Origin of the sequence: Stenotrophomonas sp. LM091 (genome assembly GCF_001806305.1) — a bacterium.
Lineage (GTDB): Bacteria > Pseudomonadota > Gammaproteobacteria > Xanthomonadales > Xanthomonadaceae > Stenotrophomonas > Stenotrophomonas bentonitica_A.
The window spans coordinates 3,640,508-3,659,182 of record NZ_CP017483.1 but is presented as its reverse complement, the minus strand read 5'-3'; the positions used below and the strand labels follow the sequence as shown (position 1 = coordinate 3,659,182).

Genomic DNA, 18,675 nt, shown 5'->3' with positions numbered 1-18,675 from the left:
CTCAGGCCCGAGCCAGTTCGTGGTCGCGCGGGACCGTGAACCCTGCAGCGCGCGCATGGCCGCCACCGCCATACAGCTTGGCGACCTCGCTCACGTCCACGCCGTCCGGGGTAGAGCGCAGGTCGAACTTCCGGCCGGCGGGCTGGTCCTGGTAACAGGCAGCGAAGGCACTGCCCTTCGCCATCTGCCCAGCGGCGTCACTGACCAGGCTGCGGGGCATGCCCGCGACCGGCACGCGGTAGTTGCCGATCACCAGTTCCCGGCGGCACTGCGCGAGCTGCTCGGCGATGTCCTTCGCCCGCGCCCGCTCCAGCACCAAGCCCTGCTGGTAGAGCGAGAACGTCGGCTCCGCCGCCAGGGCGTCCCAGGCTTCGAAGGTGTACGGATGGCTGTGCACGGAAGCGCAGATCTCACGCGTGTGCTGCAGCGCGAACCGCCACAGGTCGCGGTCTTCCACGTGGTCCAAGAACGAAGGCCGGCCCTTGCCAGGATGGAAGAAGTCCCACGCGATCCCAGCGCCGCTGCGGTTCTGATCGAAAAGCGCGTAGATCACCGTGCGCGGGATCCAGCCTTTATCTACCCTGGCGTACTCCAGCACCTTGTCCCAGTTGAAGTTGTGGGCGGACTGATCGATCCGCACGATGTGCATATGCTCGGGCTGCAGATCTGCCTCTGCGCTCTTGTGGTGGTCGAGCACAAGAATGGAATTTGCCACCTGCTGCATATCCCACAGCACGAGCCGGGGATAACAGAAGTCCACCAGGATCACGTCCCGGTCGGCCACATCCGGCGGCGCATCTCCATACGCGGCCGGGTGGAAGTCCGCGTCCATCGCTTGGCGCACGGCCCACGCCGCGGTGAACCCGTCTGCGCAGTTGGCGTGGTAGATGACCAGTGGTTTCATCGGGCTGTTGCTCCTTTGGATTTGCGGGTGCGGCGGCGGGCCGCGCGTTGTGCGTTGCGGGCGATGGCTTCAAGCCGTTCCGCCTCCGAGATGTAGTGGTCGTGCCGGTCCTGCCTCACCGAGGCACTGAACTGGTATTGCTTCAGCGCTTCGTCGGCCGACTCGCGATAGAGCCTGGCCAGCTTCTTCCCGGCCACGCGCGGGTCGTGTTCGAAGATGTCGAGCTGGTTGTTGTCCGAGCGCATCAGGCGGCCAGCTCCCGTGCCAGTTCCTCCAAGCGCGCGCGGATATTCGCGTTGGCGCCCGGGGAGGGCTCGACCTTCCCAGCCAACAGAGCCACCGGGTTGAAGGCCGGTGTCGCCGCGGTCAGCTGAAGGTGGTCGCTCACCTGGTCGTGCGCCAGCAGCCCTTTGCTCACGGCATCCGTGAGCGCCGCATTGCGGCTGGTGAGGTCGAAGCCAAGCGACGGGGCGTAGCTGGCCGGCAGGCGTGCAGCGCGCGCCTCCTTCACCAGCCGCGTGTACGTCTCCAAGAAGGCCTGGCGTGCAGCGATCTTGTCGCCCGCCTGGACCAGCGGCAGCGCCGTGTTCCATGCCTGCTGGGTGAGCGTGGTCCAGACAACGGTGTTGCGTTCGTCCGCTGCCTGGATGGCCACCGCCCATGCTTCGTTCGGTGCCGGGTGGCCGTCGTCGATGCGCTCCAGCACTGCCGCGAGCGACAAGCGGCCCTTCAGCTCCCGGCGGCAGGCCCCCAGCGCGCGCTCCAGCTGCGCCAGCGGGTAGCAGGACAGGTCCCCGACCATGTAAGCAGCGGTGGTGGGACGCAGCTGGTCGCCAATCACCTCAGCCGTTACCACCAGCAGCTCGACGAGCCGGTCCTGTTCGTGATCAGCCAGCATTGCCCGCCCTCCCCTTGCGCAAAAGCGCCTTGGCTTCGTCGGCGGCGCTCAGATTCGACTGGGTCTGGTCCGTGTGCTGGGCGCTGGTAGTCGTGACCTGCCGGCCAGTGGCCCACTGGGTCCGGTATGCCTCGGCCCCGGCCAGCAGCACGCCCAGGTCATGCATCCGCTTCACGGCGTACTGCTCGTTGACGCCCAGGAACCAGCCGGCCACCTGCGGCGCCTCTTCCCGGCCCAGCCGCTTCACCAGGTCCCGTACGTTGGTGTTGACCTTGGCGTTGCGCACCGGATCCACGCCGTGCCGCAGACGGTAGGCCGTGCGGTAGGCAGCCCACGTCTGCTTGCAGGCTTCCTGCATCTGCGCCTCAAGGGCCGCCTTGGACAGCGGCGCGGCCAGCGCCGGAACTGACGGTTCTTCTGACGGTTCAATGGGGGTTATATGACGGTTAGGCGGCACGGGGCGCACCTCCAGACCTGCGCCCCGTGCCGGACCCCCTGCATCGGGCGCAGCCCCGGGTGCATCGGGCGCACCCCCTGCATCTGCTGCACCCCCTGCGCCCGGTGCAGCCCCCGATTTCTTGGCCTTGCGCTTCGCCTTCGTGCCAGCCGCCGACACGTCGAACTTGCTCGGCGTCACCGAATACACGTTGCTGCTGTTAAAGCGCCGCTCACGGCTCAGCAGGCCGACCGCTTCGAGATGATCCATGGCGGTGCGCACTGCGCGCTCGGACATGCAGCAGCGCTTGGCGATCGTGCCGATGGCCGGCCAGCACACGCCGTCGTCGTTGGCCTGATCGGCCAGGGAGATGAGGACAGCCTTCTGCGTGACGCTCAGGCTCTGCAGCGGCCAGCACTGGCTCATGATGATCGTAGACATGGTTCAGACCGCCAGGGTGTAGTTGTCGCCGGGGGCCACTGGCCACCAGGTGCATGCGCTGCGGCCGCTGACGGCGCACGGCTTCTTCGGGCCACGCCATGCACGGCCGTCTTCCAGCAGCTCCGGCAGGCGGCGAGCGAGCATGTAACGGTCGTGGCCGGTGGCCTTGGCCAGCTCCATGCTCGTCAGTCCCGGGTGAGCCAGCACAGCGCGCGCGGCCCGGTCCTGCTGGGCTGCCTGAGCGCCGCTGGCAACCACATGCTGGGCCGCCTCGTGGCTGGTACTGATATCGGTGGCGCGTGCAGGATGGTTCATGCCAACTGCTCCAGGCCGATGACCTTCAACAGCGTCTTTCGGAAGGTCACCAAGCTGATCAACATGTCGTCGGTGCCATTGATGATCCGACGTGCGTACGGCCGGTCCTTCTCGTCGATCACGCCATCCGCAACAGCAGGACTGAGTGCGGCCACCAGCTCACCGAAGTCCGTCATCAACTGCCCAACGCCTGCCGTGTCACACGATTCCTCGATGGCATCAAGGCGGATCGGCAGAACACCGCGACGACGGCCCAGCTCACGCTCGCAACTCGAGCGGTACGGCTCTGGAAGGCTGAGAACCCAAGCGTCCTCCAGATTGGCAGGCAGGGTTTTGACCACCCCATCGAGGTAGCGGCCCAAGATTTGGCCGTTGTGCTTCTTGTCGGAATCGCAGTCACCGCCGCGCGTGATACGGAACGGAACTTCGCGGTCGTCTTCGGCCAACCGATTCAGGTACATGTCGGCCACTGCCATGGCGAACGATCGGCGATTGCTGCCGGTGTCGCGCAGCATCTGCTCGGTGAAGGCGTAGATCACGGTCTGGCGCTTCGGCAGAAAATGGGTCGCGTGCTTCATGACGGGGTCTCAGCTCGGCGCCACACTGGGGCCATGGAAGAATTCAATTCAGGGACGAACGCAGGCCAATCAGGCGGCGTGCACTTCGAGGTCGATCCGGCCAGCGTCCGGGTCGTCCGGCGCGGCTTGGGCGGCCGGCGGCGTCTCCTGCACGCCCAGCAGTCTCATCACCTGCGGCAGCGCCGGGACGCTCTGCTCTTCCGGCCAGGCCTCCACCTGCTCAACCGGCAGCTTCAGCAGCTTCGCCAGATGCGCGTCGGTCTTGAAACCGAACTTGGCCCGCAGCGCGCGCTTGCTCATGCGGCTGTCGACCAGTGCATTGATCTCGCCCGCAGGAGTCGGTGCCGGGGCAAGCGCCGGACCCACTCGGTCCGAGTGCAACCTCAGCAGCGCGAAAGCCGAGGCAGCGCGCGGGGACTGGGACCGACCGCTGGCGAGATCACCAATGGTTGACGCCGCGCAGCCGACTGCCTCGCCGATCAAGGCGTACGTCATGCCTTTGACCTGCAGGTCCGAAATTACTTCTGCCCAAGATTTGTCCATGTCGGAGAGCCTACGGGATTCCGTAGGGTCACGTCAACGGCATTCCGTTACGGAGTTCCGTTCAAATATGAACATGGAAACTATCGGCAGCCGCATCCGCGCTGAGCGCGAAGCGCAGGACATCTCGCGCAACGAACTGGCCAAGTACGCCGGTATTGCCCCGACCACCCTCTCCAACCTCGAACTCGGTCTGTCGAAGTCGAGCAGCGCTCTCTACAAAATCGCGCGACGTCTTGGCGTGCAAGCCGATTGGCTTGAAACGGGACGTGGCACCAAGGAAGCATCGGCAACAGATTTCCCCCCCGTCGCTGCGACTGAGACCCGCCCCGGCTACGTTCGCTTCAATCTGCTCGAAGGGGCAGCCGGAATGGGGGCAGGAGTGGTGAATCAGGATTTCCCTGAGGTGATGCAAGTGATGGAGGTTGCTGAGTGGGAGGTGCGGCGGAAGCTGGGCTTCCTCCCCCGGCCAGGGCAGATCCAGATCATTACAGGGCGTGGACCGTCCATGAGACCGAAGATCGAGGACGGCGATATCGTGTGGATCGACACCGCCGTGGATTACTTCGATGGCGACGACTACTACCTGATCAGCTACGACGGCGAGACGCAGATCAAGATGCTGCAGAAGCGCGTGGATGGCATGTATGTGGTCAGCGCGAATCCGGACTTCAAGGAGTGGCGGTGCGAGCCCGATGAGCTCTCCATACAGGGCCGCGCGCTCGTCCACGCTGGCTTCAGGCGTTTTTGATAGGGGATGTTGATGAAGATGCTGGTACGAATGGGAACGCTGCTGCTGGCAGCCGCGCTACCCATTTCCGCGCTCGCTGCCGACCTGACAGAGGAACAGCGCACCCTGGTGCAGGTCTACGACGCGCCCGGCCACGACAAGGCTGCTATCTACACGGCCGGACGTCAGTGGATCGCCGAGAACTTCAAGTCGGCGAAGGCCGTGATCGAGTACGAGAGCCAGGCCGATGGGACGATCATCGGCAACGGCAACATCAACTATCCCTGCGCGAGCGCCTGGGAATGCTTGGGCAAGCCCGATTGGACGGTGCCCTTCACCATGCGCCTTGAGGCGAAGGACGAGCGTTTCCGGCTGACCTTCAGCAACATCAGGCTGCACTGGCCCGCGAAGATCAATGCCGGGATTCGCCAGCTTGAGTTTGACGGCCCGGTCCGCAGCGCCAAGGACATGGACAAGATCAAGCCGAAGCTGATGATGTTCGGCGACGAGATCCGCACATCGCTTACTACGCGAGCCGCCAGCGACAACTGGTAGGCACACGCCACCGGGGAAGCTGTCCCACGGCCAAAGAGCCTCGCCGAAAGCGGGGCTTTTTTGTGCCCGAAGATAACTGTGTTCAGTAATCTGTGGCCCTACCTACGGCATTCCGTTGACAGATACATACGGCATTCCGTAGTCTACAAGGGTCGCCCCAGTAACAGCCCATCCGGGCCGGGGCTCGGAGTCCTCCATGGCTTTCGCTGCCTTCACCGCTTCCGGTCCCGTCACGGTCAAAGCCGTGCACGCCACCGATACCGTCGCCATCTCCTTCGGCACCGTCGAGATCAACCTCTCGCCCGTCGAATGGGCCGAGCTCGCCATGAAGGGCTCCAGCGCCGCGCTCGAGCTGCGCGCCAACCACATCCGCACCGGTATGCGCATCGGCCCCCTGCAGCTCGGCAACGCCGACCTGGTCGAGGCGCAGGCATGAGCGCCGTCATCCTCCAGTTCCCCACCAACACCGCTCAGCGCGCCAACGGCGCCGGCCTGGCCGTGGCGATCGCGGCACGCCGAATGGGTTACCGCCCTCACCACATCGCCCGCGCTGCCGCACTCGCCCGCCGCGAGGTGCTGGACGGCCACAAGAGCGCTGCCCGCGCCGTCGCCGACATGACCCGCGACCTGGCGCACGGCGCACGCAACCATACCCCGGGTGCCGCATGAGCGGGATCGACTTCGCCTTCGGCCTGATCGTCGGCTTCGCCGCCGGCGCAATCATGGCGGCCTCGTGGCTGCAGCGCCGCCATGAAGAGCACTTCGCCGCGCTGATGGAGCAGATCCGATGCGCGGGCTGATTCGCCACTGGCGCGCCGGCGGGCTGGTGCTGCTGGGCGCCCTGCTCCTGGCGATCGCCTTCGCCATGGCTTGGGCGGGCATCGAAGAAACCGGCGTCTACCTGCTCATGGGCGCCCTGCTCTGCGCCACCCAGGTGCCCGAGGCGTGGAGGCGCGGCCGCGATGGCTGATCCGACCGTGGCCTCCACCGTGCGCGCCATGCGCCGCGCTGGCGCCGCCGGCGAGCCAGTGCCCGCCGAGGCTGCCGCTGCCTGGGCAAAGGTCTTCATGGAGCAGCTGTACGGCTCGCAGAAGCCGGTCCGGTACGAGTGCCGTCGCCGCGGCAGCAGGGAGCCCTGGGAAGAGGCCGAGCCCGAGGACGTGGCCAACCCGCGGCGCCGGAATCTGATCATCCGCGCGCTCTACCTGCACCCGCCGGTCGGAAGGCAGGAGCACCGATGGCCGCTCGGAAGCAACGGTGACGGCCGATGCCTGGACTGCGACGAAGCCGAATGGCTCGCAGGACCGGACTGCCGGCCGCATGCCCCGCTCCGCGACCACCGCTCATCTCTGCCCTTCCGCATCACCTGGCTGATCCAGCCGCTCGAACAGCTCCACTACCTCGCCAAGTACCTCAACCCTTTCGACCGCGACAAATGGCGAAAGGAAGCCACGTACCTCATCGACCGCATCAACGATCACGAGAAGGGAAGCCAGACATGACGACTGACAAGCACAACGCGCCATCTGTGGCGCGCGAAGCCCTCAACTGCCCGGATAACGCAACACCTGTGGCGCGTTATGACCTCAGTACCAGTGAGGCCGCCCGCCGCTACATCGCCGAGTTCTTCGCCACTGAGGTCCGCCGGCATGACTTCACCAATTACATCGCCACGCGCTTGGCTGCCGACTTCGCCTGCGCGTTGGCCCAGCACCTCGCCGCAACTGGCAAGCAGCAGGTTGGCGAGGTGCAGGGGGATGCGCGGGCGGCACTTGAATCAGCCATGCCGTACCTGGAGACGCTGCATAGCATCGTCGGCGGAGAAGCACGCACGAGTGTGTGGCGCTGCATTGAACGTGGCCGTCTCGCCCTCGCCGCCCGCCAGCCGGAGGCGCAGCCGTGCACCAACTGCGACCGCACGGATGCCAAGGTCATCTGTGAGACCTGCGCAGGTCTGGCCTGGGACACCGGCCGCCTGCATGAGTTCAGCGAAATCCGCGAGCTGAGCACCAGCCTCGGCGAGGGCGCTCTGGATGATCTTGTTCCAGAGGAATGGCACGAGAAGCCGCTGCTTCGCTTCCAGGGTGCATACGACTGCGGCGACAACAGCGTGGGCGTCCCCGCACGATCCGGGCATGTCCTGGCAACCGATCAGGCTGGCACTGTGCTGGGTGACTATCTCGCCGCGCGCGCCGCCAAGGAAGGGGGCCAGTGAGCACGATTGACTACCCCGACTACCCGCCGCAGCGTGACCGCAAACACCGCCTGACAGTTGGAGACGCGACCTTCATCGTCACCAGCAGCGTTGACGGCAACAAGCGGTGGATACGCGAGGTGCACCACGTCCGAAAACACCGCAGCGGCAGCAGCGCGGACGTTTGCATCTACCCGAACGGTGGTCGGAAGCCGTCGGCCACGTTGTCGTCGCTATGGGCGCACCTGGGCATTGATCCTGCTGCGCGGTGGATGGAGTGCGCCGCCGATCACCCGGCTTTCCCGGCTCGACGCTCCATCAAGACTGCCCTCGATCAGGCGGACGATGCCCGGAAGGCCAACGCTGCGGCAGCGGTGCTGGTGGCAGCCGGGTGGACGTGGACCGAAGGCGAGGATGAGCGATGGATCGCCCCGCCCGCGCAGGGCATCGACCTGGGGCAGTTGCGCGCGCTCGCGGAGAAGTTCGAGAGCTACGGCGATGACGAGATTGGCGACGCTTTCAGCGGCCCCTACTACCAGTGCGCGGCTGAGCTGCGCGGCTTGATCGACGGCCAGCGCGATGCAGCGCCGGGGGTGGGCAATGGCTGAGTTAGTTACTCATCCTCAGGGAGCGACTCCACCACTTTCAGTGCTTCGTTTTTCGCAAGACTCAGCGCCTCGCCAGGATACGGACAAATGTCCGTGCTTCCCCGGGCAACCGAACGGTCGAAATTGCACTGATGAGCATGGTAAATCGCCCAATGCCCAGTCCATTGGCCCGCAGCACAACGCTGCTCGCCAGTCGCACTCCAGTGAACAAGATATGGACCAACGAGCTCGTACATCTGGCAGTTCCTCCCTGATTGACGTCGGCGTCCACGACTGTGCCGCCACGCCTTCGAGTTGCCTATTCACTAGCCAGTGTAGGAAAAGTCCGTCACAGACACTGCAGGCTTGTGATCACCCTACCACCCTGGCCACCGTCAAGCCGCCGCGTGACCTGCGCACCAGGCTGCGCCCCGATACCGAACACAAGGACTGCTCCCATGGCTGATGGTTCCCGCTCGTTCAATTTCCCGCTGCCGCAGCGCTCGCGCCTGCGCGCCGGTGAGATCGTGGTCGATCTGTTCGCCGGTGGCGGGGGCGCCAGCGAGGCACTGAAGCAGGCACTGGGCCAGGACCCTGCGCTGGCCTACAACCACGACGCGCTGGCGATCGGCATGCACGCGGCGAACCACCCGCTGACCAGCCACCACCGCGAGGACATCTGGCATGCGGACCCTCGCGTTGACGTGGCCGGCCGCGCGATCGGATGGTTCCATGCCTCGCCGGACTGCACGCACTTCAGCCAGGCCAAGGGCGGCCAGCCGCGCAGCCGGAAGACACGTGCTCTGTCGTGGGTGGTCCTGAAGTGGATCGGCATGCTGCTGCGCGCCGACTTGGTCAACGGCACCAATACGGCCCCACGCATCTTCTCGATGGAGAACGTGTGGCAGATCCTGACCTGGGGCCCGCTGATCGCCAAGCGCTGCAAGACCACCGGTCGCGTCCTGAAGATGGACGGCACCGTCGCAGCGCGAGGCGAGCGCGTGCCGGTAGAGCATCAGCAACTGGTGCCGGACAAGAGCCGCACCGGCCGCACTTGGCAGCAGTTCGTCGCCTCGCTGCGTGCGCTGGGCTACGTGGTCGAGTGGAGAAAGCTGGTGGCGAGCGACTACGGCGCCGGCACCAGCCGGGAACGCTTGTTCCTGCTCGGCCGCCGCGACGGCGAGCCGATCGTGTGGCCGGCGGCAAGCCACGGCACCGCGCCGGGCCAGAAGCCGCGCGTATCCGCCGCCGACTGTCTGGACTTCAGCATCCCTTGCCCGTCCATCTTTGGGCGCAAGCGGCCGCTGGCCGACGCCACCATGCGCCGCATCGCCAAGGGCACCAGGCGCCACGTCATCGACTCTGCGGACCCGTTCATTGTGCCGGTGACCCACCAGGGTGCCGACCGCGTCCATGGCGTGCACGAGCCACTGCGCACCATCACCGCTGCCCATCGCGGCGAGCTGATGCTGGCCATGCCCGAGCTTGCCCCGTTCATTGCCGAGCACGCGAACAGCAGCCATTCGCTGGGCAGCATGCGAGCCGACGAGCCACTGCGTACCGTCTGCGCCGGGGTGAAGGGCGGCCACTTCTCGGTCGTCACGCCGATCCTTGCTGGCGTCGGCGGCCGCGCCGGCCAGTCGGAACCACGCTCGGGCGCTGACCCTCTGTACACGATGACCGCGAAGGCGGACACCGCGCTGGTGGCGCCGCACCTGGTCAAGTTCCGGGGCGACAGCATCGGAACACCTGCCACCGAACCTGTGCCGACGATCACCTCAGGTGCTGGTGCTGCGCGTCCGGCAGGCGCAGCGCACGCCTTGGGCGTAGCTGCTGCCTCGCTGGTCACACTGCGGAGGAACATGGTCGGCGCCGATGCTCGCACGCCGCTGGCTACGGTAGCCGCTCAGGCAGAACACCATGCGCTGTCAACGGCCTTCATGGTGCAAGCCGCACACGGCGAAGGACGCCCGGGAGGTGTCCAGCGCTGGGGCTCTGGCAGCAAGGATGCACGCGATCCGGTGGGCACGATCACCGCCAGCGGAAACGGGGGCCATGCCGTCGCCGAGGCAGAGCTGGCAGAGCTTTCGCCCGAGCACCAGGAAGGCGCGCTGCGGGTCGCCGCCTTCCTGATCAAGTACTACGGCACCGGCTCCAACGTGCCCAGCCTGGCCGACCCCGCCGACACCATCACCACGAAAGACCGGCTGGCGCTGGTCACGGTGGTGATCAAGGGCACGCCGTACGTCATCGTGGATATCGGCCTTCGCATGCTGAAGCCGCACGAGCTCTACCGCGCGCAGGGCTTCCCGGCGGGCTACATCATCGATCGCACTGCCAACGGCACGCCGCTGACCACCAGCGCGGCCGTACGCATGGTCGGCAACAGCGTCAGCCCGCCGCCGCTGCGCGCCCTGGCCGAGGCCAACCTTGACCCGGTGGCAATGCCGCTGGCGGAGGCGGCCTGATGGATCTGATCACCCAGGCCAAGCACACAGCGCGCGTGCTGATCGACGAAGCGCGCGCCCGGCGGCTGGTGGGCCACGGCTTCTGGTGCATGTTCCGCATGGCCCAGTCCGCCCGCCGCCGCGCTGCTGCCCTTCCCCGCCCGGCGCCGCCGGCACTTCCCATCCAACCGGAGCTGTTCGCATGACACAGCGACACATCAGCCACCCCGAGCCGCTGCCGGCCTGCGCCGCCGGCCACAGCGCGCGCCACATCCACGACCTGCGCTGCCTGGCCGCCGGCGGCGGCCACTTCGTCGAGTGCAAATGCCGGATGACCAGCAAGCACGCAGAGCCGGATGCAGCCCTCTCCGAATGGCGCCGCATCAACCGCCCCGCCCGCAGCGCGCGAAAGGTGCTCCCCGCGATCGCGGCGCCAGCGGACAACGTTATCCAGATGCGCCTGGCGATCCCGGGCGAAGGGAGGCTGGCAAATGGCAGTTGATATCTGCCTGTCGCGTGAAGAGGTCCGCCAGCTGTGCCGCACTCCTCAGAAGGCACGACAAGTCACCTTTCTTCAGCGCAACGGCATCCGGCATTATTTGGACGCCCACGGCTGGCCCGTGGTGATAAGGGCCAGCCTGGAGCAGACTGAGCGCGCGACGCCGGCCGGTGCCGGCTCTTGGAAGTCGAACAAGGCGGCCTGAAATGGGAAGGAAACCCACCAAGCCGGGGGCCATCCCCCGGTTCCGTGTGCGCCAGCGCGGCAAGGTCGCGTATTACTTCTATGATCACGGCGGAAAGCCGCGGCGCGAGACCTCGCTGGGGACCGATTACGGCCTGGCCATCAAGCGCTGGGCCGAGCTCGAGCACGAGACCAATCTGCCCAAGGCAGCGGTGCTGACCTTTGCCATGGTCGCCGACCGGTACATGGCTGAGGTCGCAGTCCGGAAGGCGTCGCGCACCCTGGCGGACAACCAAAAGGAAATCGCCAAGCTCAAGGAGTTCTTCGACGACCCGCCGGCGCCGCTCGAAGGCATCCAGCCCGTCGACGTTCGCCAGTACATGACTTGGCGGACGAAGGCCGGCACCGCCTATGTGCGTGCCAACCGCGAGAAGGCGCTGCTTTCGCACATATGGAACTTCGCGCGTGACAAGGGCTACACGGCGCTGCCAAACCCGTGTGCGGGCATCAAGGGTTTCAAGGAGACCGGGCGCGATGCGTACGTCGAAGATGACCAGTTCGCGGCGATCTGGCAGGCAGCGGACGTATGCCTGCGTGATGCCATGGACCTGGCCTACCTGACAGGCCAGAGGCCGTCAGACGTGCTGTCGCTTTCGGAGATGGATGTACGGGATGGGGTTCTCAACGTGCAGCAGGCGAAGACGCGCGCCAAGCTGCGGATCTCTGTGGCCGGCGAGCTGGAAGAACTGCTGCGGCGTATCCGGGCAAGGAAGTCTGCGTACAAGGTGCACAGCACTCGCCTGATCGTAAATGAGAATGGGCGGACGATCGGCGTAAACGCGATGTCCAGGAAGTGGGCGAAAGCGTGCGAGTTGGCTGGCGTGGTCGGCCTGCAGTTCCGCGACCTTAGGGCGAAGGCCGCCACCGACAAGGCCGACACGTCCGGTGACGTGCGCGCCGCGCAGAAGCAGATGGGGCACTCGTCGGTCGTCATGACCGAGCATTACACGCGAAATCGGAGGGGCGCCAAAGTGACGCCCACCCGATAGGCCACTAGGTCAGCCCGGATTCCACTCCAACCCAGCCTCCGGATACTTAGCTTTCACAACCGCAGCGGCCTGCTGCTCGATAGCCACCATGGCGGCCTGGTCCGGACCGCGAAGCCCGACGTTGTTGTTCACAATCCACTCAAGAAGCTTCTGCGTACGGATCAGCTCCATGTCGATATTCACGATCGCGGTCGCGATATCAATGCCACCAATCGAAATACTCATCCTTGTTCCCCTGTTAAAGACTCCTACATGACGACAGCCGCCATGTAGGGGGAATGTTAATTGCTTGGTGCGATCTGAACAAATTGCGGAAAAGCTTCGCATTTGCGGAAAACAAAAAGCCCGCTTTCGGCGGGCTAAGTGTTTGATTCTTAATGGAGGCCTGGGTCGGAATTGAACCGGCGTACGCGGATTTGCAGTCCGCTGCATGACCACTCTGCCACCAGGCCGGTGACCCTACGATCATCGGAGGCGTGTTGCATGCCCCGATAGAACAAGACCCCGAGAACGGGGCCTGGTCAGGATTTGGAGCGGGAAACGAGACTCGAACTCGCGACCTCAACCTTGGCAAGGTTGCGCTCTACCAACTGAGCTATTCCCGCAAAATCAAGCGTGCATGTTACCGAAACCACTCGAAACACACCAGCTTTTTCACACTTTTTTTCACATCCCGGCCAATGCTTCCGGACCGGATGCCCGCGTGCCACCGCGGAGAAAAACAAGGCCCCGAGGGGGCCCTGTCGAAATCTGGAGCGGGAAACGAGACTCGAACTCGCGACCTCAACCTTGGCAAGGTTGCGCTCTACCAACTGAGCTATTCCCGCAGACTTTCGCTTGCCCCGACGGCACCGCACCCTGGGGTGCTGGAGGCTGTCGGCCCCTCGACCTGCGTCGAAGGAGCGCTATTCTGTCGGAATTCCTTCACGTCGTCAACATCCTTTTTGCTGCATTTCCGTGCGTTGCACCGGGCCGCCCCGGCGCGCGTGCCGGCCTCGCCTGCCCCTCCCCCGGTCATTCCCAACCATCACCCCATGCCACGCCCTCTCCGCATTGCCAGCCTCGCCATCGCCGCCCTGATCGGCGCGCTCGCCATCGTCGGCGCGACCACCCACGGCTTCTCCAACGCCTGGATGATGCTGACCGACAGCAGCAACGTGATCCCGGCCGAATCATCGATCCTCTCGTTCGAGCCCTACGTCATCAACCCGGGCTCATCGAACTATTGGCTGTACGGCAAGGACCGCATGAACTATTACCACTTCGTGCACACGGCGCAGGCGCTCTACGTGTACCTGCCCATCAAGAACAGCTGCCCGCGGTTCGACCGCGAGAACATCCGAACGTGGTGCAACGTCCGGATCGGAACGCGCCACTGACCGCAGACACGCGCATACGAAAAAAGCGACCCGGAAGGTCGCTTTTTTCGGCATTTCCCTTCGCGACGGATCGCGATGGAAACAGTATCTGGAGCGGGAAACGAGACTCGAACTCGCGACCTCAACCTTGGCAAGGTTGCGCTCTACCAACTGAGCTATTCCCGCTTGGGAGGCGAAATTCTACAGCCAAACGAGGGGCTGTCAACAGCCCTCATGCATTTTTTTTCGCTTTGGCGTTCTCACGCGCAAGGCGCTCGTCCTCGCGCAGGCTCGGCCATGCCGCGTGCAGGTACTGCAGGCCCGACCACAGCGTGAGAATCGAGGCGATGGCCAGGGTCCAGTCACCGATATGGAAGACCTGGGTACCCATCCAGATGTCCTGCATCGGGGTGTGCGGCGCCACCGAGTACAGCAGGCACAGCAGCGCGATCATCTGCGCGGTGGTTTTCACCTTGCCGATCACCGCCACGCGCACCTTCGCACGCTGGCCGATTTCGGCCATCCATTCGCGCAGTGCCGATACGGCGATCTCGCGGCCGACGATCACCGCCGCCCACACCGCCATCCACGCAGTGGGATGGCCCTGCACGATCAGGAACAGTGCCACGGCCACCATCAGCTTGTCCGCGACCGGGTCGAGGAAGGCGCCGAACGCGGACTGCAGGTCGTAACGGCGGGCAATCCAGCCGTCGAGCCAGTCGGTGAGCGCGGCCAGGCCGAAGATCGCCGCGGAAGCGAAATTGGTCCACTTGTAGGGGAGATAGAACACCAGCACCAGGACGGGGATCATCACGATCCGCAGCAGGGTCAGCCAGGTGGGGAGGGTCAACTTCATTGCGTCTCTCTACTCGCCCGCCGCATCGGGCGTAGGCAGTCCATGAAGGTTAGCGTAGATACGCGCAGCGAGGGCGTCATTGATGCCGTCCACTTTCGCGATTTCCGCTTCGCCGGCGGCTTTCAGGCCGACCAGGCCGCCGAAATGCTTGAGCAGGCTGGCCCGCCGGCGCGGTCCGATGCCGGGAATATCTTCGAGCTTGCTGGTCATCCGGGCCTTCTGGCGGCGCCCGCGGTGGCCGGTGATGGCGAAGCGGTGGGCCTCGTCACGCACCTGCTGGATGAACTGCAGGGCGGGCGAGGCAGCGCCCGGGCGCAGCTCGCGACCATCCGGCAGCACCAGGGCTTCATGCCCTGCCCTGCGCTCCACGCCCTTGGCCACACCGACCAGCATCACCCCTTCCACGCCCAGGTCGGCCAGCGCCGATTGCGCCTGGGCCAACTGGCCGGCACCGCCATCGATCAGCAGCAGGTCCGGCAGCACGCCGTCTTCCTCGACCGCGCGGCGGAAGCGCCGTTCGATCGCCTGGTGCATGGCCGCGTAGTCATCGCCGGGCTCGATGCCACTGATGTTGAAGCGGCGGTACTGGTTGCGCACCGGACCGGCCGCATCGAACACCACGCACGAGGCCACGGTGGCCTCGCCCATGGTGTGGCTGATATCGAAGCACTCCACGCGCTTGACCTGTTCGGCAAGGCCCAGCATCTGCCGCAGGTCCTCGCTACGGGCGTGCTGCGCGTTGCGGCTGCCCAGCTCGGTGACCAGGGTGATCTGCGCGTTGCGTGCGGCGAGCTCCACATAGCCGGCGCGCTCGCCGCGCACGTTCCATCGCAACTGCACCTTGTGCTCGGCCGAGGCACTGAGCGCCGACTCGATCAGGCTCGCGTCGGGAATTTCGCGGTCGAGCAGGATCTCGCGCGGCGGGGCGTGCTCGGCGTAGTACTGCGAGACGAATGCACCCAGCACTTCATCGGCGCTTTCTTCGCCATTGGTGCGCGGGAAGAACGGGCGCGTGCCCATGTTGCGGCCGTCACGGAAGGCCAGCAGCAGCACGCAGGCACTGGCGCCCTGGGTTGCGCAGGCGAGCACGTCCAAGTCCGCCGCGCGGCCATCCACGTACTGGCGGGTCTGCATGCTGCGCAGCGAGGCGATCAGATCGCGCAGGCGCGCGGCCTGCTCGAACTCCAGCGCTTCGCTGGCGGTCTGCATCTGGGTGCCAAGCTCACGGGCGAGCTGGTCACTCTTGCCCTCCAGGAACATCGAGGCGCGGCGCACCGATTCGGCGTAATCCTCCGGCGCCACCAGATCCACGCAGGGCGCGCTGCAGCGACCGATCTGGTACTGCAGGCAGGGCCGCGAGCGGTTGCGGAACACGCTGTCTTCGCAGCTGCGCAGCTTGAACAGCTTGTGCATCAGGTTGAGCGTTTCGCGCACGGCGGTGACGCCCGGGTACGGACCGAAGTAACGCCCCGGCACCGCACGCGGGCCGCGGTGCAACGCGATCCGCGGCCATTGCTCGCGGGTCAGCAGCACGTGCGGGTAAGTCTTGTCGTCGCGCAGGGAGACGTTGTAGCGCGGCGAGAGCGACTTGATCAGCTGGTTTTCCAGCAGCAGCGCCTCGGCCTCCGAGCGGGTCACGGTCACGTCCATGCGCGCGACCTGCGACAGCATCGACATGATCCGGGTGGTCTTGGGCGTGCCGTTGAAATAGCTGCCCACGCGGTTGCGCAGCGCGCGCGCCTTGCCGACGTACAGCAGCGTGTCGTCAGCGGCGTACATGCGGTACACGCCGGGTGCGGTGCTCAGGTGGGCCGCAAATGCCTTGCCATCGAAGGCGGGGGCGGAAGAAACAGTCATTCGTTGATCGGCACGTCGCTCAGGACACCACTGACGGGGTCGAACCGCAGCACGGCATGGGCATCGGTCTCGGCGATCCAGACCGCACCACCGCCCAGCGCCAGGCCGGCCGGACCATGCAGGCGCCGCGGCAGCTCCAGCGTGCTCAGCTCACCACCGCCCAGGCGCAGGGTGCGCAGGCGGCCATTGCCGGCATCGGCGATCCACAACAGCGGCGCATCCGGACTCAGCGCGATCGCCTGCGGGTACTGCAGCAGTGCCGAGGCGCGCGGCCCGTCCTGGTCGCCGAAGCTCCACAGCCCCTGCCCGACCAGTGTCTGGACCAGATCGCCACGCAGTTGCATGGCGCGGATCGACGAGCCCAGCGCGTCGCAGACGTACAGCACCTGCTGGACCGCGGCGACCGAGCACGGCTGCGCGAAGGCGGCCATATGACCACTGCCGTCGCGTTCGTCGATGGCGCCACTGCCGGCGCGCCACTGCAGGCTGCGCTGGCCGAGGTGGTAGCTCCAGATCCGGTTGTCGCCGGCCATGGCGATGTGGACCTGGTTGTCAGCGACCGCCAGCCCCTGCGGGTGGTTCAGTGCGGTACGGCGCGGCTCGGCGATCGGCCCTTCGACCGGCTCGCCTGGGCGGCCGGTGCCGCACAGCGTGTCGACCTGCCCGGAGAGCAGATGGATCCGGCGCAGTGCGTGATTGCCGGTATCGGCCACGTACAGCCATTCGCGCTCCAGCGCGAGGCCCTGGGGATGATGGAATGCCGCCTGGGCCTGGTCGCCATCCATGAAATCGGCGGTGCCCATGCCGAACTGGCGCAGCACACGGCCACCATGGCTGCACTCGAGCACGCGGTGGTGGCCGGTGTCGGCGATGTACAGGCGCTCGGTGGTCACCGCCAGCCCGGTCGGGAAGCGCAGCGGCAGGCGGGGCTCGGGGCTCAGCTCGCGTGCGCCGTGCAGGTCTTCATCGGATGGGCGCGAACTGCCCTCGCACAGCGCCGTCAGCGAACGCTCCAGCTCCCCGCCGAGACCGATCAGCCGCTCACGCTCGCGTCCCTGCGCATCGAGCAGCACCAGGGTCGGCCATGCGGCCACGCCGAACCGACGCCAGCCATCCCAGTCCGCATCCAGCAGGGCCGGGGCGTTCAGCCCTTGGCGGCGCAGCAGTTTCAGGGACTGGGCAGGATCGCGCTCACCATCGAAACGCGGCACCTGCAGCACCAGCAGCTGCACCTTGCCGGGGTTGCGCGATTGCCACTGGGCCAGCTCGGCCAGCCGCTGCGCGCACCACACCGAGGCTGCGTTGACGAAGGCGAGCACCACGGGCCGCCCCTGCAGCTCGCCCAGCGTGGTGGGCGTGGCGTTGAGCCAGGTGGCGAATTCGGGCAGATCCTGGACGGGCTGGACGTTCATGCCCCGATTATGCCGGAGGACGCGTCATGCAGCCGTCGTGCCACGGTCACGGGTGGGCGGCCCACCAGGCCTCGGCGCGCGCCAGATCGTCCGGGGTGTCGATGCCGGGCGGGAACTCGGCCGGGGTCAGGGCCACGCTGATGCGGTGCCCTGCTTCGAGCACGCGCAGCTGCTCGAGCGATTCCAGCTGCTCCAGCGTGCCCGGCGGCAGCGCGGCGAACCGGCGCAGGAAGCCGGCGCGGTAGCCGTAGATGCCGATGTGGCGCAGCCAGTGTGGGCCGGCGAGCGTGTCGCGCGAGCGCGAGAAGGCGTCGCGGTGCCACGGAATCGGCGCGCGGCTGAAGTACAGCGCGTCCAGATTCTGCTTGCGCACCACCTTGACCACGTTCGGGTCGAACAGCGTTTCGGCGTCTTCCACCGGGGTGGCCAGCGTGGACATCTCCGCACCGCTGTAGACCAGCGCTTCGGCCACGGCACGGATGCCCTCGGCCGGGGCGAACGGCTCATCGCCCTGCAGGTTCACCACCAGGGTGTCGTCCGACCAGCCCGCCTGCGCAGCGCACTCGGCCAGGCGATCGGTGCCGGAAGCATGATCGGTGGAGGTCATCGCCACACGCACCTCGGCCAGGCCCTGCAACGCATCGGCGATGCGCTGGTCATCCGTGGCCACCCACACTTCGCGAGCGCCGGCGAGCAGCGCGCGTTGCGCCACGCGCAGCACCAGCGGTTCGCCGCCCAGCAGGCGCAGTGGCTTGCCCGGCAGCCGCGAGGCGGCGTAACGGGCGGGAATGGCGACGACGAACTCGACGGAAGCGCTCATGGGGGATGACCTGTAC

General features: G+C 66.2%; 27 protein-coding genes and 4 tRNA genes. 15 read left to right on the top strand and 16 right to left on the bottom strand.

Annotation, left to right across the window (positions count from 1 at the left end; translation table 11 throughout):
* Position 1: 1 nt before the first annotated feature.
* The 7 genes from BIZ42_RS16200 to BIZ42_RS19600 form a co-directional block, all read right to left on the bottom strand.
* On the bottom strand, positions 2-844 hold the full coding sequence (locus tag BIZ42_RS16200) for a DHHA1 domain-containing protein (protein ID WP_216636694.1): 843 nt from the start codon (positions 842-844) through the stop codon (positions 2-4).
* Positions 845-900: 56 nt separating this feature from the next.
* A complete protein-coding gene (locus tag BIZ42_RS16195) occupies positions 901-1,149 on the bottom strand; it encodes a hypothetical protein (protein WP_070427035.1) in 249 nt (82 codons plus the stop codon).
* Entirely contained in the window at positions 1,149-1,802 is a 654-nt protein-coding gene (locus BIZ42_RS16190; RefSeq protein ID WP_070427034.1) for a hypothetical protein, read from the bottom strand. Before BIZ42_RS16190 ends, BIZ42_RS16195 begins: the two co-directional genes overlap by 1 nt.
* Positions 1,792-2,679, bottom strand: a complete 888-nt coding sequence (locus BIZ42_RS16185; protein ID WP_070427033.1) for a helix-turn-helix domain-containing protein — start codon at positions 2,677-2,679, stop codon at positions 1,792-1,794. The genes BIZ42_RS16190 and BIZ42_RS16185 overlap by 11 nt, the downstream gene beginning before the upstream one ends.
* A 3-nt stretch (positions 2,680-2,682) precedes the next feature.
* Complete coding sequence (locus tag BIZ42_RS16180; RefSeq protein WP_070427032.1) at positions 2,683-2,994, bottom strand: winged helix-turn-helix domain-containing protein; 312 nt, start codon at positions 2,992-2,994, stop codon at positions 2,683-2,685.
* Entirely contained in the window at positions 2,991-3,572 is a 582-nt protein-coding gene (locus tag BIZ42_RS16175; RefSeq protein ID WP_070427031.1) for a hypothetical protein, read from the bottom strand. The genes BIZ42_RS16180 and BIZ42_RS16175 overlap by 4 nt, the downstream gene beginning before the upstream one ends.
* Before the next feature lie 69 nt (positions 3,573-3,641).
* Positions 3,642-4,115, bottom strand: coding sequence for a hypothetical protein (locus tag BIZ42_RS19600; RefSeq protein ID WP_156785762.1), 474 nt, complete (start codon positions 4,113-4,115; stop codon positions 3,642-3,644).
* 67 nt (positions 4,116-4,182) lie between these two features.
* Here BIZ42_RS19600 and BIZ42_RS16165 point away from each other — a divergent pair, with 67 nt between their 5' ends.
* From BIZ42_RS16165 to BIZ42_RS16105, 14 genes are all read left to right on the top strand, one after another.
* Positions 4,183-4,863 carry a helix-turn-helix transcriptional regulator gene (locus tag BIZ42_RS16165; RefSeq protein ID WP_237393521.1) on the top strand — a complete coding sequence of 227 codons (681 nt, stop codon included), beginning with the start codon at positions 4,183-4,185 and terminating at the stop codon, positions 4,861-4,863.
* Positions 4,864-4,875: 12 nt separating this feature from the next.
* Positions 4,876-5,397, top strand: a complete 522-nt coding sequence (locus tag BIZ42_RS16160) for a DUF4468 domain-containing protein (RefSeq protein ID WP_172838056.1) — start codon at positions 4,876-4,878, stop codon at positions 5,395-5,397.
* A 196-nt stretch (positions 5,398-5,593) separates the two neighbouring features.
* Positions 5,594-5,833 (top strand): hypothetical protein, encoded by a 240-nt coding sequence (locus BIZ42_RS16155; protein WP_070427028.1) that lies wholly within the window; start codon positions 5,594-5,596, stop codon positions 5,831-5,833.
* Entirely contained in the window at positions 5,830-6,066 is a 237-nt protein-coding gene (locus BIZ42_RS16150) for a hypothetical protein (RefSeq protein WP_070427027.1), read from the top strand. The genes BIZ42_RS16155 and BIZ42_RS16150 overlap by 4 nt, the downstream gene beginning before the upstream one ends.
* Positions 6,063-6,197 (top strand): hypothetical protein, encoded by a 135-nt coding sequence (locus BIZ42_RS19945; RefSeq protein WP_257785231.1) that lies wholly within the window; start codon positions 6,063-6,065, stop codon positions 6,195-6,197. The genes BIZ42_RS16150 and BIZ42_RS19945 overlap by 4 nt, the downstream gene beginning before the upstream one ends.
* A complete protein-coding gene (locus BIZ42_RS16145; protein ID WP_070427026.1) occupies positions 6,185-6,367 on the top strand; it encodes a hypothetical protein in 183 nt (60 codons plus the stop codon). Before BIZ42_RS19945 ends, BIZ42_RS16145 begins: the two co-directional genes overlap by 13 nt.
* Positions 6,360-6,899 carry a hypothetical protein gene (locus BIZ42_RS16140; RefSeq protein WP_070427025.1) on the top strand — a complete coding sequence of 180 codons (540 nt, stop codon included), beginning with the start codon at positions 6,360-6,362 and terminating at the stop codon, positions 6,897-6,899. The genes BIZ42_RS16145 and BIZ42_RS16140 overlap by 8 nt, the downstream gene beginning before the upstream one ends.
* Positions 6,896-7,612, top strand: a complete 717-nt coding sequence (locus BIZ42_RS16135; RefSeq protein ID WP_156785761.1) for a hypothetical protein — start codon at positions 6,896-6,898, stop codon at positions 7,610-7,612. The genes BIZ42_RS16140 and BIZ42_RS16135 overlap by 4 nt, the downstream gene beginning before the upstream one ends.
* Positions 7,609-8,199: a hypothetical protein gene (locus BIZ42_RS16130; RefSeq protein ID WP_070427023.1), complete on the top strand. Its 591-nt coding sequence runs from the start codon at positions 7,609-7,611 to the stop codon at positions 8,197-8,199. Before BIZ42_RS16135 ends, BIZ42_RS16130 begins: the two co-directional genes overlap by 4 nt.
* A gap of 437 nt (positions 8,200-8,636) precedes the next feature.
* On the top strand, positions 8,637-10,646 hold the full coding sequence (locus BIZ42_RS16125; protein ID WP_070427022.1) for a DNA cytosine methyltransferase: 2,010 nt from the start codon (positions 8,637-8,639) through the stop codon (positions 10,644-10,646).
* Positions 10,646-10,831 (top strand): hypothetical protein, encoded by a 186-nt coding sequence (locus BIZ42_RS16120; RefSeq protein ID WP_070427021.1) that lies wholly within the window; start codon positions 10,646-10,648, stop codon positions 10,829-10,831. The genes BIZ42_RS16125 and BIZ42_RS16120 overlap by 1 nt, the downstream gene beginning before the upstream one ends.
* Complete coding sequence (locus BIZ42_RS16115; protein ID WP_070427020.1) at positions 10,828-11,127, top strand: hypothetical protein; 300 nt, start codon at positions 10,828-10,830, stop codon at positions 11,125-11,127. Before BIZ42_RS16120 ends, BIZ42_RS16115 begins: the two co-directional genes overlap by 4 nt.
* Entirely contained in the window at positions 11,117-11,329 is a 213-nt protein-coding gene (locus BIZ42_RS16110) for a DUF4224 domain-containing protein (RefSeq protein WP_070427019.1), read from the top strand. Before BIZ42_RS16115 ends, BIZ42_RS16110 begins: the two co-directional genes overlap by 11 nt.
* A gap of 1 nt (position 11,330) precedes the next feature.
* Positions 11,331-12,356, top strand: coding sequence for a tyrosine-type recombinase/integrase (locus BIZ42_RS16105; RefSeq protein ID WP_070427018.1), 1,026 nt, complete (start codon positions 11,331-11,333; stop codon positions 12,354-12,356).
* A 9-nt stretch (positions 12,357-12,365) separates the two neighbouring features.
* On the opposite strand, the gene BIZ42_RS16100 is transcribed toward BIZ42_RS16105, so the two are convergent.
* The 4 genes from BIZ42_RS16100 to BIZ42_RS16085 all read right to left on the bottom strand — a co-directional run bounded on the left by BIZ42_RS16100 (position 12,366) and on the right by BIZ42_RS16085 (position 13,183).
* The gene (locus BIZ42_RS16100) at positions 12,366-12,581 is read right to left on the bottom strand and encodes a hypothetical protein (RefSeq protein WP_070427017.1); all 216 of its coding nucleotides are present in this window, start codon (positions 12,579-12,581) and stop codon (positions 12,366-12,368) included.
* 153 nt (positions 12,582-12,734) lie between these two features.
* Positions 12,735-12,808 (bottom strand) — tRNA-Cys (locus BIZ42_RS16095).
* Positions 12,809-12,885: 77 nt separating this feature from the next.
* A tRNA-Gly gene (locus BIZ42_RS16090) sits at positions 12,886-12,961 on the bottom strand.
* 146 nt (positions 12,962-13,107) lie between these two features.
* Positions 13,108-13,183, bottom strand: a tRNA-Gly gene (locus tag BIZ42_RS16085).
* Between the two features lie 207 nt (positions 13,184-13,390).
* Here BIZ42_RS16085 and BIZ42_RS16080 point away from each other — a divergent pair.
* Positions 13,391-13,735, top strand: coding sequence for a hypothetical protein (locus tag BIZ42_RS16080; protein ID WP_070427016.1), 345 nt, complete (start codon positions 13,391-13,393; stop codon positions 13,733-13,735).
* 89 nt (positions 13,736-13,824) lie between these two features.
* Here BIZ42_RS16080 and BIZ42_RS16075 read toward each other — a convergent pair.
* The 5 genes from BIZ42_RS16075 to kdsB all read right to left on the bottom strand — a co-directional run bounded on the left by BIZ42_RS16075 (position 13,825) and on the right by kdsB (position 18,659).
* A tRNA-Gly gene (locus BIZ42_RS16075) sits at positions 13,825-13,900 on the bottom strand.
* Between the two features lie 46 nt (positions 13,901-13,946).
* Entirely contained in the window at positions 13,947-14,570 is a 624-nt protein-coding gene (pgsA, locus tag BIZ42_RS16070) for a CDP-diacylglycerol--glycerol-3-phosphate 3-phosphatidyltransferase (protein WP_019183370.1), read from the bottom strand.
* 9 nt (positions 14,571-14,579) lie between these two features.
* Complete coding sequence (gene uvrC, locus BIZ42_RS16065) at positions 14,580-16,427, bottom strand: excinuclease ABC subunit UvrC (protein ID WP_070427015.1); 1,848 nt, start codon at positions 16,425-16,427, stop codon at positions 14,580-14,582.
* Positions 16,424-17,839, bottom strand: a complete 1,416-nt coding sequence (locus tag BIZ42_RS16060) for a hypothetical protein (RefSeq protein WP_070427014.1) — start codon at positions 17,837-17,839, stop codon at positions 16,424-16,426. Before BIZ42_RS16060 ends, uvrC begins: the two co-directional genes overlap by 4 nt.
* Positions 17,840-17,885: 46 nt before the next feature.
* Entirely contained in the window at positions 17,886-18,659 is a 774-nt protein-coding gene (gene kdsB, locus BIZ42_RS16055) for a 3-deoxy-manno-octulosonate cytidylyltransferase (protein WP_070427013.1), read from the bottom strand.
* Between the last annotated feature and the right edge of the window lie 16 nt (positions 18,660-18,675).

Bases quoted from the DNA above. Each gene is read 5' to 3' on its own strand.
- uvrC (WP_070427015.1), bottom strand. From the start codon at position 16,427: ATGACTGTTTCTTCCGCCCCCGCCTTCGATGGCAAGGCATTTGCGGCC.
- BIZ42_RS16080 (WP_070427016.1), top strand. From the start codon at position 13,391: ATGCCACGCCCTCTCCGCATTGCCAGCCTCGCCATCGCCGCCCTGATC.
- BIZ42_RS16060 (WP_070427014.1), bottom strand. From the start codon at position 17,839: ATGAACGTCCAGCCCGTCCAGGATCTGCCCGAATTCGCCACCTGGCTC.
- BIZ42_RS16110 (WP_070427019.1), top strand. From the start codon at position 11,117: ATGGCAGTTGATATCTGCCTGTCGCGTGAAGAGGTCCGCCAGCTGTGC.
- BIZ42_RS16100 (WP_070427017.1), bottom strand. From the start codon at position 12,581: ATGAGTATTTCGATTGGTGGCATTGATATCGCGACCGCGATCGTGAAT.
- BIZ42_RS16175 (WP_070427031.1), bottom strand. From the start codon at position 3,572: ATGAAGCACGCGACCCATTTTCTGCCGAAGCGCCAGACCGTGATCTAC.
- BIZ42_RS16145 (WP_070427026.1), top strand. From the start codon at position 6,185: ATGCGCGGGCTGATTCGCCACTGGCGCGCCGGCGGGCTGGTGCTGCTG.
- BIZ42_RS16160 (WP_172838056.1), top strand. From the start codon at position 4,876: ATGAAGATGCTGGTACGAATGGGAACGCTGCTGCTGGCAGCCGCGCTA.
- BIZ42_RS16135 (WP_156785761.1), top strand. From the start codon at position 6,896: ATGACGACTGACAAGCACAACGCGCCATCTGTGGCGCGCGAAGCCCTC.
- BIZ42_RS19600 (WP_156785762.1), bottom strand. From the start codon at position 4,115: ATGGACAAATCTTGGGCAGAAGTAATTTCGGACCTGCAGGTCAAAGGC.
- BIZ42_RS16165 (WP_237393521.1), top strand. From the start codon at position 4,183: ATGAACATGGAAACTATCGGCAGCCGCATCCGCGCTGAGCGCGAAGCG.
- BIZ42_RS16120 (WP_070427021.1), top strand. From the start codon at position 10,646: ATGGATCTGATCACCCAGGCCAAGCACACAGCGCGCGTGCTGATCGAC.
- BIZ42_RS16190 (WP_070427034.1), bottom strand. From the start codon at position 1,802: ATGCTGGCTGATCACGAACAGGACCGGCTCGTCGAGCTGCTGGTGGTA.
- BIZ42_RS16140 (WP_070427025.1), top strand. From the start codon at position 6,360: ATGGCTGATCCGACCGTGGCCTCCACCGTGCGCGCCATGCGCCGCGCT.
- BIZ42_RS16105 (WP_070427018.1), top strand. From the start codon at position 11,331: ATGGGAAGGAAACCCACCAAGCCGGGGGCCATCCCCCGGTTCCGTGTG.
- BIZ42_RS16115 (WP_070427020.1), top strand. From the start codon at position 10,828: ATGACACAGCGACACATCAGCCACCCCGAGCCGCTGCCGGCCTGCGCC.
- BIZ42_RS19945 (WP_257785231.1), top strand. From the start codon at position 6,063: ATGAGCGGGATCGACTTCGCCTTCGGCCTGATCGTCGGCTTCGCCGCC.
- BIZ42_RS16125 (WP_070427022.1), top strand. From the start codon at position 8,637: ATGGCTGATGGTTCCCGCTCGTTCAATTTCCCGCTGCCGCAGCGCTCG.
- BIZ42_RS16180 (WP_070427032.1), bottom strand. From the start codon at position 2,994: ATGAACCATCCTGCACGCGCCACCGATATCAGTACCAGCCACGAGGCG.
- BIZ42_RS16195 (WP_070427035.1), bottom strand. From the start codon at position 1,149: ATGCGCTCGGACAACAACCAGCTCGACATCTTCGAACACGACCCGCGC.
- pgsA (WP_019183370.1), bottom strand. From the start codon at position 14,570: ATGAAGTTGACCCTCCCCACCTGGCTGACCCTGCTGCGGATCGTGATG.
- kdsB (WP_070427013.1), bottom strand. From the start codon at position 18,659: ATGAGCGCTTCCGTCGAGTTCGTCGTCGCCATTCCCGCCCGTTACGCC.
- BIZ42_RS16155 (WP_070427028.1), top strand. From the start codon at position 5,594: ATGGCTTTCGCTGCCTTCACCGCTTCCGGTCCCGTCACGGTCAAAGCC.
- BIZ42_RS16150 (WP_070427027.1), top strand. From the start codon at position 5,830: ATGAGCGCCGTCATCCTCCAGTTCCCCACCAACACCGCTCAGCGCGCC.
- BIZ42_RS16185 (WP_070427033.1), bottom strand. From the start codon at position 2,679: ATGTCTACGATCATCATGAGCCAGTGCTGGCCGCTGCAGAGCCTGAGC.